Source organism: Helicobacter sp. 11S02629-2 (assembly GCF_002272875.1).
Classification (GTDB): Bacteria; Campylobacterota; Campylobacteria; order Campylobacterales; family Helicobacteraceae; genus Helicobacter_I.
The window spans coordinates 14,386-26,034 of sequence record NZ_MLAN01000005.1 but is presented as its reverse complement, the minus strand read 5'-3'; the positions used below and the strand labels follow the sequence as shown (position 1 = coordinate 26,034).

The window sequence follows — 11,649 nt, the reverse complement described above, 5'->3', positions numbered from 1 at the left end:
AAACAAAAACCTTAACCCTACTCCTCTTTGCCTCTTTCCTCTGCCATCTTTTCTACTTCTTCTACAAACAGATCAACGATTTTATCTTCTTTGACTTGATGAAGCACCTTGCCTTCTTTTATGATCATCCCTCGCTTATTACCAAACGCTATGGCGATATCTGCGTGCTTTGCTTCTCCTAGTGCATTAACCGCACAGCCCATAACGCTTACTTGCAAAGGCACTTTTATATGCTCTAGCTTTTTTTCTACTACTTTTATAGCACTAACAAGATCAGATTCTATCCTGCCACAAGTTGGGCAAGAAACTAGCACTATGCCTTCTTTTTGACGCCCGCTGTACTTTAGTATCGATCTTGCTAGCTTTATCTCTTCTTCTAGTTCGCCAGTTATGCTACACCTTATAGTATCGCCTATACCTGCACGCAAAAGATTACCTAGTGCCATAGAGCTTTTTATCATGGAGTGATAAAGTGTGCCCGCTTCAGTTACACCTAGATGAAAGGGGTAGTCTACTAGTGGACGTAAACCCGTATAAGCATCAATCGTCCTTTCAACATCACTAGCTTTTAATGAGATCTTAATATTAGTAAAGCCAAAGTCTTCAAGCAGCTTAATATTATAAAGTGCACTTTCTATCATGCCTTTAGAAGTAGCCCCGTACTTATTATCAAACTCTTTTTCTAGTGAGCCACAGTTTACGCCTATCCTTATGGGGATATTACGCGCAGTGCAGGCGTCTGCTACTTCTTTGATTCTATCTTTGCTACCTATGTTTCCGGGATTTATACGTATGCAGTCAACTACCTCAGCAGCGATTAAAGCAAGTGAGTGCTTAAAGTGGATATCTGCAATTAGTGGCAAAGTAGTTAGGCTTTTAAGTGTCTTTAAAGCCAAGGCATCTTCTTTAGTAAGCACAGCTAAACGCACTATATCAGCCCCTGCAAGCTGCAGTCTATCAAGTTGGGCTTTAGTAGCTTCAATGTTATGAGTTTTAGAAAAAGTCATACTTTGTATAGGGATCTTAGCATCCCCTCCAACTGGCACGTTGCCGACAAAGATTTGCTTAGTTTTATAGCGAGGGGCTAGCATGGTTTTCCTTGGAAGATTTAATAGATAATGGATTAGGATAGATTCTAACATAAGATTATTTGATGGCATTTAGCAAAACTACCCTCTTTACTTGCAAAAACTAGATTCTTAAAAGATAAATTAAAATAAACTAAAGATATCAAATCAACTTCCTCTTTTAATCTTGACAATCTCACAAAAAGCAAATCTAAGGCATTAAGTTAGCTTAAAGTTTAATAAACCAAACCAAAGACTTCTAAAAACTCCCCAGACTACGCATATACGGAGTAAAAAGGGCTTTTTCACATAACAAAATTAACTTTTGTAGTAGAATTAAAAACAAAAAGAGTCATATTTGATTAACCAAATATTAAGCAGACTTAAACTTAAAGAAGGGCTTTAATGATTTACTTTAGTGCAAAGTTAAAACTCCACTCGCCAGTTATAAGTATAGGCTGTGCTAGTGATGGTATCTTGTTTGTAGATAGCGATTATAGAATCTACAAAACAAGTAGCTCATTAAAAGAGTTCCTTTACAACAAAGCCCTTTTTAAAAACACAGATTCCCATCATGAGTACTCAAAGGCAGTAGACTGTTTTAATAACTTCATCTCCATGCCTAAAAGCCATAACCGCATAGATACCATCTATAAACTAACCGATAAGATAGAAATCATCTCTAGGCTGACTTGGCATAAGTCTTATGTAAGCGTCTCTCGCTTTAGCCCTGATAACCGCTTTGTAGCAACTGGTGGGGAAGATGGAAGGGTTTATGTATATAACAAGAGAGACTATAAGATCTATGCCATCATGCCGCCTCGTCCAGACTACATCTCAAACATAGTTTTTTCTAGCCGTTCAAAGTATATAGCCTATCACTCTCATGAGCCAAAAAGTATCATTTATAGACTTGATACTAATGAGGTCTTAGCTGAGTTTGCAACTAGTGATAAAGTAGAAGATTCTGTCTTTTTTGAAAATGACACTAAGCTAGTTTTTGTGTGCAAGAATGGAAATGTGGGGATTTATAACCTACTAACTAATGAGCTAGATTTGCAGCCAAGCTATAAGTGCTGGCTTACTTCAGTGACTTTGAGTATGGATTCAAACTATGCTTATATAGGTGCGAAATCAAACCTCTTTTATGTACATGACTTAAATACAAATAGGCCTTTTTTAAACTTCTCAATTGAAAGTAATGCCACTTCCATAATTAGAGCTATAGATGATAAAGTCCTTTTTGGCTGCCCTGATGGAAGTGTGCTTATCTTAGATCCAAACAAACACATAGAAGAGTTTACAAAAGTGTGTAAGAGTGGGAATCTAAAAAAGGCTTATGACTTTGCTGATGCAAACAACCCCTTACTAAAAACTTTAAAAGTCTATAAAAACTTAAAAGAATCTTTGTGGGATGAAGCCATAGACAAAGCTACTAATCTAATAAGTAGAGGTAACTTAAAAGATGCTATAAACTTAATGCAGCCTTTTTTAGAAGATAGCATTTTAGATTCTAAGTTTAAAGAGATACTAGAAAGTCAAGCACTTATTAGAGAAGCCCTTAAAAAGCTAGCACAAAAAGACTACACAAAAGTCTATGCGATAGTTAATAGCACTGAAAATATGAGAGAGCTTGGCTTTTTCAAAGACTTAGAGCACTTTTATAAAAGGGAGTATGACCTAGCAAGTGCTACTTTAGAGAGGGATCCTTGGCTTAACTTACAAAAAGCAAAGCAGATCTTAGAGCCTTTTGCTAACATACCTGAAAAAGCCACTGAGATAAATAGACTTTTAAATAACGCTAGTAACTTCACAGTAGCTAACAACCTAGCAAGAGAGCAGAAGTTCAAAGAGCTTTTTAGTCTAGCTGATACTTATGAGTTTTTAAAAGATGGCAAGGCTTATAAGCTAGCTTTTATGGCTTGTAATAAGCTTTATGATAAAGCACTGCATGATGTTTATAACGCTGATTTAAAACAAACTGGCTATCTAACCATACTAAAATACCTTAGCACGCTAAGCCCTTTTACTAATATGGCAAATGACTTATTAAAGATAGCTAGCCTAAGACTTGAAATCATAAAAATGATAGCTAAAAGTGACTATAAAGGCTGCTATAAGCTTATGGAAGACCACCCTGAAGTCTATACCACCAAAGAAGCAGCCGAGTTAGAAAAAAAAGTCGATGCAATACTAACAAGCTGCAAAGACATAGCCTATCAAGGCAAAACCCTTGTAGTCTATAACAAAATCTCCATGCTTTTTGATATAAAAAAGCTAGCCCCTAGGATAGCAAGCATCATGAAGATAGCCTATCTTTACGAGATAGAAAACGCTAAAGCCGCGGAGTATAACAAGATAGACTGGATAGCTACCTTTACTAACTATATAAGAATCTTTGGTAGGGATAATGAGCTAATATGCCTTTGTAATGATGAAGCCCTAAGGTCAGTTATAAACTTCATCCATGAAAAGAAAACTCAAAAGATAGAGTATATAAAAGAGATGGTTGTCTATTTAGAAGATGAAGGAAGGAATGAACGCACTTACTAAGATTCTAAAATAGAATCTTCAATCTCATAAATTACATCATAGTGATAATCAAAAATAAGACTATAACTTACAAATCCCCATTTTTTTTGCTAAAGTTTGAACTTAGGTTTAAATAGCACTCTCACAAAAAAAAGCACATATAGGCACTTAATATAACTATGAAACTTGCACTTTTAATCACTCTTTTAATCCTTTGCATCATAGGCACACTTTTTATAGGCCTTATCCTAGACTATAAGGCAGCTTTTTTTAGCCTTAACTCTAAAGATGCACTAATACTTTGGGAGATAAGATTCCCTAGAATCTTACTTGCTTTAATCATAGGAGGCATACTAGCAAGTAGTGGGGCGTGCATGCAGCAAGTTTTTAGAAACCCTCTAATAGAACCCTACCTTTTTGGCATCTCATCTGGAGCTGCACTAGGGGCTAGTATAAGCATAGGCTTCTTTCCTCAGATTCCAGTTGGAATCTTAGCCTTTATAGGTGCCCTTGGTGCCTCAGCCCTAGTTATGTTTTTAAATAAAAACAATACTAACACCCTCTTTTTAGTCCTACTTGGCGTTATCATAAGTGCTTTTTTAACAGCCATAAGTGCCCTTATACAGTACTTTGTCTCAGCTCAAAAAGCACAAAGCATAACAGTATGGCTACTTGGTAATATAAGCCTTGCAAGCTATAGTGATGTAGCCTTAAGTCTTATAGGGCTTATAGCACTTATACCACTTTATCTACTGCGTTTTAAGCTTGACTTGCTAGGACTTAGTAAGGCTGAGTACTTAAGCCTTGGTATAAACTCAAAAGCCCTAACCACTATAACCCTAACTTGCATAAGCCTAGCTTGTGCCATGGCAGTAAGTGTAGCTGGAACTATAGGCTGGGTAGGCCTTGTAGTGCCTCATATAGCACGCCTTCTTTTTGGTGCAAGCCTTACTAAAAACTTCACTGCAAGCTTTTTTATAGGGGCTATCTTTTTACTACTTAGTGATACTTTAGCAAGAAGTGTATTGCCTCAAGGCCTCCCAGTTGGGATAATCTCAGCCCTAATAGGCGCGCCAATTTTTATCATACTTTTAAAGTTAAGAAGCAAATGATGTTAGAGTTTAAAAACTTTAGCTTTTCTTATGACAAGCCTAAGAAAAAAGCTAAAAACTACCTTTTAAAAAACCTCAGCTTTTCTATCACGCCTAATGCACTAACTGCTATACTCGCCCCAAATGGCACTGGGAAAACTACTCTTTTTAACGTGCTGTTAGGAGTTTTTGATAACTATGAAGGTGAGATACTTTTAGATTCTAAAAACCTAAAAGACTACTCTTTAAAGCAAAAAGCAAAAGTTTTAGGCTATATACCCCAGCACTTTGAAAGCCCTTTTGACTTTAGCTTATTAGAAGTAGTTTTAATGGGCGCTAGTCCTAATCTAGGAAGCTTTGAAGTGCCAAATAAAGACATAAAAGAAAAGGCCTTAGGGCTTTTAAAAAACCTAGGACTTGGAGATAGACTAGATTCTAAGTTTCACTCTTTAAGCGGAGGGCAAAGGCAGCTTGGCTTACTTGCAAGGCTAAGATTGCAAAATGCAAAGATGCTTTTACTTGATGAGCCAAGTGCCCACCTTGATATAGCTAATGAAATCTTGTTTTTTAAAAATGTCAAAAAACTTTTGGAATCTAAAAAAACAGCCCTTATTAATATCCATAATCCAAGTGCAGTACTAGCCTTTTGTGATTATGTATGTATGATAAAAGATAGCAAGATTCTAGCTTTTGGAAGTGTGAAAGAGGTTATGAACACTACTAACCTTAGCCTTCTTTATGACGTCCCCTTAGAGACTTTTACTCATAACAGCAAGACTTTTTTAGATGTATATAAGGGGATGTGCTAGCTTTGTTATACTAAGTGTCATCTAGTGCTTCTAATGCAAGCTTTGTCTTATTGTGTCAAAAGTCACTAGAGATAGCTGTATATGATATAAGTGAAGTTTTAAGCCCTTACTGCAAGTTTATTGATAGCATCTCCATTTAGATCATCCATCTGAGTTTTCATAACCTTAGAGTACATATCAACTAGCCTATTAGTCTCTATCATATTAGTCATTTCGATAACTGCATTAACATTAGACTTTTCTAAAAAGCCCTGCTCTACTGCCCCACTATTTGTAAGTAAAGTAGGCTTTGCTTCCCCTATGCCTTCTTTAGTTACATCTTCACGCCAAAGATTCTCACCTTGCTTTTTTAAAAACTTAGTATTATCAAAAGTTACTACTGCGATGTTACCGCCACCTATTTGTTCATTTAGCCCAGCATTAGTTATATCTTTAAAGCTTAGCTCGCCATTTTTATCAGCAGTGACTTGCATACTAGGAGGTAAAAGTATGCCGCCACCGTTATTGTACCCAGCCGATGAAAGCACTTTATAGCCTTGCTTAGTCACTAAAAAGCCTTGATTATCAACACTAAAGCTACCATCTCTTGTATAAGCTATGCCATTAGGAGTTTGGATAGCAAAAAAAGTATTAGGCTTACTTAGGGCAAAGTCTAGTGGATTAGAAGTTTGCTGCACAGTGCCAACTTGCTGGTCAGTATACTCTTCAGCAATAATAGGCACGCGGTTAAGCGTCCTATTTATAAACTTAGCACTTGCCCTAGTGTTATTATCAAGTGGCAATGTATCTTGGTGCTCTTGCATAAGTCTTAGATAATCACCTATAACTACATCATCCCTCTTAAACCCATTAGTGTTAAGGTTAGCAAGGTTATTAGAGATAACATCAAGCCTGTTAAACTGAGTGACCATACCCCCAGTTGCTACATAGTATCCACTTTGCATGATTTAGCTCCTTTTAGATTCTATAACTATCGTTTTAAGCCATTTACTGTTTGAAGCATGGCATCAGCTGTTTGTATACTTTTTGAGTTAGCTTCATATGCCCTCTGCCCAGTTATTAAGTCTGTCATCTCTGATACTAACTTTACGTTACTAAGCTCTAAAAAGCCTTGCCTTATCTGCCCTACTCCATCAGTCCCGCCAACTCCTACTATAGGATCACCACTTGCAGTTGTGTTCATATACAAGTTATCACCTAGCCCGTGAAGCCCTGCTGGGTTTACAAAAGTGGCTAGTTGGATCTGACCTAAGTTAGTGCTCTGTCCGCCATTTCCTGCGACGACACTTACAGTCCCATCAGTGCCTATATTTACACTTTTTGCATCAGCTGGCACTGTGATTTGCGGCTCTAGTAAGTAGCCTTCACTTGTGACTATATTACCAGTGTTATCAAGCTTAAAGTTACCACTTCTTGTATAAGCTAACGTTCCATCAGGAAGTTGGACTTGGAAAAAGCCATTACCAGTTATAGCAAGGTCTAGGTTGTTATCTGTTTCTTTTGGTGATCCTTGAGAAAAGACCCTATTAATCGCGCCCGGTCTTACACCTACGCCCACTTCTATACCTGTAGGGCTTAGCGTAGTCTCACTAGTTGAAGTCCCAGCATACTGCATGACTTGGTAAAAAAGGTCATTAAACTCTGCTCTTTGCTTTTTGAAACCTGTAGTGTTGACGTTTGCTATGTTGTTAGAAGTAGTATCTATTTGAAGTTGTTGGGCTAGCATACCTGTACTTGCGGTATAAAGTGAACGCATCATGATCTAATATCCTTGCTTTTTGCATTAAGTACCTAGTTTTAAGCAAAAAGCATGCCTAATATGCACTCTATATAAAGCTTTATAGAATCTACTTTCTACCTTAATATAACTAAGATGCACTAAGATGCATTTACTAGCAGGCTAAGTTTTATGCACCCTTGCTTTTTGAACGTGAAGTAAAGCCTTTTATAATTTGAACTATAGAAGTAACTATTATAATAAATATAGCTATGTAAAGTAAGATATTTGAAACTAGCAAGACTGTGGGATCAAGCTTTAAGAAGAGATTTATCCCTAGCAATATTACGCTAATTAGTGCTAGGATAAAAGCGATAAGTGATATTATAAAGCTTATAACTAAGCCTTTTTTGTTTTCTTTTTTATCTGTTTGCTTCAAACTAGCTTTTTGTACTTCTTCTTTCATCTTTTTCCTTTATATAAGTTCGTAGTGATTATAGTTTTAAAAAGACTATTTTAATCTTGAAAGTGTTTTATAAGACTTTGTTTTTATAAAAGTGTATTTAAAAAGCCTTCTTCCCAAGTCTTGCTATCTTTGTTTTCAAAAAATGGCACAGCCTTTAGCTTCACGCTTTTATCTTCTTGCCTATGCAAACTTTCATCAGTATCTATCTCTTTAGATTCTATATTGATTACTTCTAAAAACTCATTTTTCCATTTATCATGTTCTATTAGATGCGCTCCTTTTGGCTCTAAAAAACACTGAAGTATCTTAAAGCTTTTTTCTCCATGCTTCTTGCCAAAAAAGTAAAAGTCTGGCTCAAATCTTCTAGCACTTTCATCATAGATAGCCATGAAGTTATTTCTCTCATTTCTCACTAGATACCACGTTTCATAAACCCTGTTTATATCAGTACTTTTTTCTTTTATAAAATCTACTAGCTCACACTCTAGCTTCGTGCCTATAAAGTTTTTAAATACAAACCACTGCTCGCTAACTACTATGTTACTTTTTTTGCCTTGAAGTACGACTTTATTTTTAAGTAGTCTTAGCGGCTTTAAGCTCCACTCATTAACTTTATAAGATTCTAAAAGCTTAAAAGCATTATTTGCAAAGCTTTCTAGTACAAAGCCAACTATCTTAAAAAGATACTTAGTTTTAGTTGTATCTTGCTTGCTATGCACCTTGATAGCTAGTTTGTAGATGTATTTTTGTATAAAGTCCTCTTTAGAATCTATATCTTTATAGATAGACTTTAAGTTATTAAAGTTATAAAAATCCCCTAGCTTATTCATAGCTTTTTGTATAAGTTTAGATTCTATATCTTTTAAACTAAAACTTTTTTGCCCCTTTTCTTCTTCTAGCTTTAAGTCTTCTTTTATCTCTTCATATGATTAAGTATTAATCTCTAAAAAACTAATATTGTCTTACATAAACACACTATAACTATCATTGTTGCTGATTAAAGTTATATAAATAGCAAAGTTTGTAAGGGAGTTAAACTCTTTATTGCGTATTGCTTTTATAAAGTTTAAAAAGGTTTTTATGACTTCCTCTAGATCTCTAAACTCTAAAATCATACTTTTATAAATCTCGTTAAGCTCAAGTATCCCCATATAGATAAAAGAGTTATTGATGCTCTCATTTATTCTTAAAAGGTATATCTAATCTTAAAAGTATATTTTTAAAATCGCTTAAGCAATTTGCATTATTTTTCAATTCTAAAAATTCTATACCCAGCGACTTTAACTGATTTTTATTTTGTAAGCTAAGTGTATCGGCAATAAATATATGAGAATCTCTTGCAATTACCGCATCTGCTGATTCTGGGTTACCTCTACCCATAAGCTTAACTTCCACCCTATATTCTTTTGTTTTATTATTATTATAAAGCTTAAAGTCTACCTCTCTATCAAACTCTAAAATAGAATCTTTTTTAAATATTTCAGCATTTATATATTTTCTATCTACACCACAAAGACTACATAATTCAAGCATCAAGGGCTTTTCTACTCTTTTGCCTATGCTACTCCAAGCCCCACCACGTAGGGCAATTTTTTTTGTAGCTAAGGCATTTATCACTAGCAAACTCTCGCTTAAATTTAACTCCACTACAATTTGCTTATATGAAATTCTAATGCTAATTCCTATATTATCATCATTAGATTCCAGAGATGAAATTATATTTTCTAAGTAATTTATATTAGCATTTGCGACATCAAGAATAATAGTTTTTGTAGCACTACCATAGATATTTGTTATGCTTTTCTTATTCATTCCACCAAAGATAGCTACCTCATCACTTTTAAATTTATCGCTGTTTATAAACCACTTTTTATACCATGACATATTAAGTGCTTTGTCATTCATTTTTGCATCTAAAATATTTTTAAAAAAATCAAGTGTAAAATCTAAAAAATTTAAATTTATTTCATTTAAAATCTCCTCTCTATAATCTTGCCCATTAAGTAATTTTGAAACAGTATTTTGAATAGCAATTTGACTAAATCTCATTAAATCCCTCTAGCTTAAGTTTGTCAGCATATATTTTATTTTGCTCACATAAAAGTGCAACTCTGCCCATTCTCCTAGCAACTCTTCCAAATGTTCCACTTCCTGCAAATGGATCGCAAACTACATCATCCTTAAACGAGTAGTATTTTAATATCTTTTCACATAGTTCTTCTGGAAATACAGCTGGATGATATTTATCAGCTTTTGGAGAAATATACCAACAATTTGTAGAATCTATTTCATTATCATTTTTTAAAGTTTTATCATATTTCTTGATATTTTTATCCAGTAAAAATGGAGCATTTTTGCGATAAATCATTACTGATTCACTAATACAATTTGGTTTATAGCTAAGCGGCATTTTGGTTTGAAAATATCCTGCTACACGATTTGGTACAGAAAATTCTGGCTTAATCCAAATAATCTCATCTACAAAATAAAACCCAGCATCAATTAAAATATTATGAAAATCAAAATGAATAGGATAACGAATTGATTCGAATTCTCTACCTGCTCGTTTGGTTATCACAGGAGAGACATTGATACCAATAAATCGCCCATCCTCCAATATTCTATGACACTGTAAAAGTGTTTTTTTCATAGCACTTAAATATCCTTTGTAATTTTTATAGTCGCTATACAATCTTGCATTATAGTAAGGTGGCGAAGTAAAAATTAGCTGTATTTGTTCATTGTTAATTTTTAAAAGTGTTTCAGTGTTATCGCCAACCAAAAGAGAGTGATTTGTAATTTCTCTGGTTAGAGTTTTTTTTACAATTCTGTTTTGTCTATATGTGTAATACTCATACATTTTTTCCATAAATTCATTGTCATAAAATGTTCGCATTTTCTCACGTAAATATACAAATCTATTATCAAATTTTGACTTATATAAAGTTGTTCTAAACATTTGATATACTAAGTCCATATAATGATTATTAAATGCCTCTTTATTTAAAAATTCATAAATTTTTTGATTGTCGCTATTTCGTCCAATTGCTGAAATCAACTCACGCTTTATATCAAGATCATTTTGCTTGTAAAATAAATTTTGTAGTAATTCAATACTCGGATTTAATGAAGCAATCTTTTTAATTTTTTCTACACTTAAATTTTCTTCATTAAATAAATTTTGTGAAATTTGCACCATTAAATCCCCTTTTACTTTTATTGTAACAAAACTTGTACAAAAATATTTCATATAAGCGATAGAAATGCCTCATTAAACATTTATGAACTTAAAATGAAATATTTAATATCTAGATATTGTGGAGTCACCTTGCTATACTATGAAATGTATTGAACATGACTAATAAATATCTAAAAAAGAATTTACCAGATAATCAAAGTAAGCTTAGACTATAGCCATTTTTTGTCACCGCAAGTCATGTACAGTGCAATGAATAAATCTTGAGTAAAACCATAGCAAAACACAGTCTTTAAAAGGAAAGTTTATAACTACTTTGCCATCTTTGTTTGTGCTTAAAGCGATTTTATTTTTATATAAGGTATAGCTATCATTTAGCACACTTTTATTTTGCAAAAAGTATAAAAACTCATCTTTTAAAAACACGCTTATAGAATCTACCTTTTTAAAAAAGCCCCCCATTAGATTGCTTTCTAGTAAGACTTTTAAAACACTAGCTTTGTTGTCTCTGATATCATCTTTTAGCTTGGTTAGATTTATACTTTTTTCGTTAGTTAGATATAAGTTTTGTTTTTTGAGGTAGTTAAAAAACTCCTCTTTTAAATCCTTCATAGATATCCTTAAGTAGATGTTAGTTGGATAATTATATTAGATATTTTAAGTTTATATATTTTAAGTAGTAATAGGTAAAACTAACGTTTTCAAGGAAACTAGCGTTTTCAAGGAAACTAACGTTTTCAAGGAAACTGGCGTTTTCTTAAAGTCTAGCTA

General features: G+C 33.9%; 11 protein-coding genes. 3 read left to right on the top strand and 8 right to left on the bottom strand.

Annotated elements, in window-relative coordinates; translation table 11 throughout:
* Positions 1-17 precede the first annotated feature (17 nt).
* Positions 18-1,091, bottom strand: a complete 1,074-nt coding sequence (gene ispG, locus BKH40_RS04280; RefSeq protein WP_095277260.1) for a flavodoxin-dependent (E)-4-hydroxy-3-methylbut-2-enyl-diphosphate synthase — start codon at positions 1,089-1,091, stop codon at positions 18-20.
* Positions 1,092-1,472: 381 nt separating this feature from the next.
* On the opposite strand from ispG, the gene BKH40_RS04275 reads away from it, so the two are divergent.
* From BKH40_RS04275 to BKH40_RS04265, 3 genes are all read left to right on the top strand, one after another.
* Complete coding sequence (locus BKH40_RS04275) at positions 1,473-3,620, top strand: WD40 repeat domain-containing protein (protein ID WP_095277258.1); 2,148 nt, start codon at positions 1,473-1,475, stop codon at positions 3,618-3,620.
* A gap of 158 nt (positions 3,621-3,778) precedes the next feature.
* The gene (locus BKH40_RS04270) at positions 3,779-4,711 is read left to right on the top strand and encodes an iron ABC transporter permease (RefSeq protein ID WP_095277255.1); all 933 of its coding nucleotides are present in this window, start codon (positions 3,779-3,781) and stop codon (positions 4,709-4,711) included.
* A complete protein-coding gene (locus tag BKH40_RS04265; RefSeq protein ID WP_180675113.1) occupies positions 4,711-5,499 on the top strand; it encodes an ABC transporter ATP-binding protein in 789 nt (262 codons plus the stop codon). The genes BKH40_RS04270 and BKH40_RS04265 overlap by 1 nt, the downstream gene beginning before the upstream one ends.
* Before the next feature lie 98 nt (positions 5,500-5,597).
* On the opposite strand, the gene BKH40_RS04260 is transcribed toward BKH40_RS04265, so the two are convergent.
* From BKH40_RS04260 to BKH40_RS04225, 7 genes are all read right to left on the bottom strand, one after another.
* A complete protein-coding gene (locus BKH40_RS04260; RefSeq protein ID WP_095277252.1) occupies positions 5,598-6,443 on the bottom strand; it encodes a flagellar hook-basal body protein in 846 nt (281 codons plus the stop codon).
* A gap of 26 nt (positions 6,444-6,469) precedes the next feature.
* The gene (flgG, locus tag BKH40_RS04255) at positions 6,470-7,258 is read right to left on the bottom strand and encodes a flagellar basal-body rod protein FlgG (RefSeq protein WP_095277251.1); all 789 of its coding nucleotides are present in this window, start codon (positions 7,256-7,258) and stop codon (positions 6,470-6,472) included.
* A 148-nt stretch (positions 7,259-7,406) separates the two neighbouring features.
* On the bottom strand, positions 7,407-7,682 hold the full coding sequence (locus tag BKH40_RS04250) for a hypothetical protein (RefSeq protein WP_095277250.1): 276 nt from the start codon (positions 7,680-7,682) through the stop codon (positions 7,407-7,409).
* Between the two features lie 83 nt (positions 7,683-7,765).
* Positions 7,766-8,512, bottom strand: coding sequence for a hypothetical protein (locus tag BKH40_RS04245; protein ID WP_095277248.1), 747 nt, complete (start codon positions 8,510-8,512; stop codon positions 7,766-7,768).
* Between the two features lie 346 nt (positions 8,513-8,858).
* Positions 8,859-9,731: a CfrBI family restriction endonuclease gene (locus tag BKH40_RS04235; protein ID WP_095277245.1), complete on the bottom strand. Its 873-nt coding sequence runs from the start codon at positions 9,729-9,731 to the stop codon at positions 8,859-8,861.
* The gene (locus BKH40_RS04230) at positions 9,721-10,881 is read right to left on the bottom strand and encodes a site-specific DNA-methyltransferase (RefSeq protein WP_095277244.1); all 1,161 of its coding nucleotides are present in this window, start codon (positions 10,879-10,881) and stop codon (positions 9,721-9,723) included. Before BKH40_RS04230 ends, BKH40_RS04235 begins: the two co-directional genes overlap by 11 nt.
* 225 nt (positions 10,882-11,106) lie before the next feature.
* Positions 11,107-11,490 carry a site-specific DNA-methyltransferase gene (locus BKH40_RS04225; RefSeq protein ID WP_095277242.1) on the bottom strand — a complete coding sequence of 128 codons (384 nt, stop codon included), beginning with the start codon at positions 11,488-11,490 and terminating at the stop codon, positions 11,107-11,109.
* Positions 11,491-11,649: the final 159 nt, after the last annotated feature.

Excerpts from the sequence above, each read along its gene's own strand:
- ispG (WP_095277260.1), bottom strand. The coding sequence starts at position 1,091 with ATGCTAGCCCCTCGCTATAAAACTAAGCAAATCTTTGTCGGCAACGTG.
- BKH40_RS04275 (WP_095277258.1), top strand. The coding sequence starts at position 1,473 with ATGATTTACTTTAGTGCAAAGTTAAAACTCCACTCGCCAGTTATAAGT.
- BKH40_RS04270 (WP_095277255.1), top strand. The coding sequence starts at position 3,779 with ATGAAACTTGCACTTTTAATCACTCTTTTAATCCTTTGCATCATAGGC.
- BKH40_RS04265 (WP_180675113.1), top strand. The coding sequence starts at position 4,711 with ATGTTAGAGTTTAAAAACTTTAGCTTTTCTTATGACAAGCCTAAGAAA.
- BKH40_RS04260 (WP_095277252.1), bottom strand. The coding sequence starts at position 6,443 with ATGCAAAGTGGATACTATGTAGCAACTGGGGGTATGGTCACTCAGTTT.
- flgG (WP_095277251.1), bottom strand. The coding sequence starts at position 7,258 with ATGATGCGTTCACTTTATACCGCAAGTACAGGTATGCTAGCCCAACAA.
- BKH40_RS04250 (WP_095277250.1), bottom strand. The coding sequence starts at position 7,682 with ATGAAAGAAGAAGTACAAAAAGCTAGTTTGAAGCAAACAGATAAAAAA.
- BKH40_RS04245 (WP_095277248.1), bottom strand. The coding sequence starts at position 8,512 with ATGAATAAGCTAGGGGATTTTTATAACTTTAATAACTTAAAGTCTATC.
- BKH40_RS04235 (WP_095277245.1), bottom strand. The coding sequence starts at position 9,731 with ATGAGATTTAGTCAAATTGCTATTCAAAATACTGTTTCAAAATTACTT.
- BKH40_RS04230 (WP_095277244.1), bottom strand. The coding sequence starts at position 10,881 with ATGGTGCAAATTTCACAAAATTTATTTAATGAAGAAAATTTAAGTGTA.
- BKH40_RS04225 (WP_095277242.1), bottom strand. The coding sequence starts at position 11,490 with ATGAAGGATTTAAAAGAGGAGTTTTTTAACTACCTCAAAAAACAAAAC.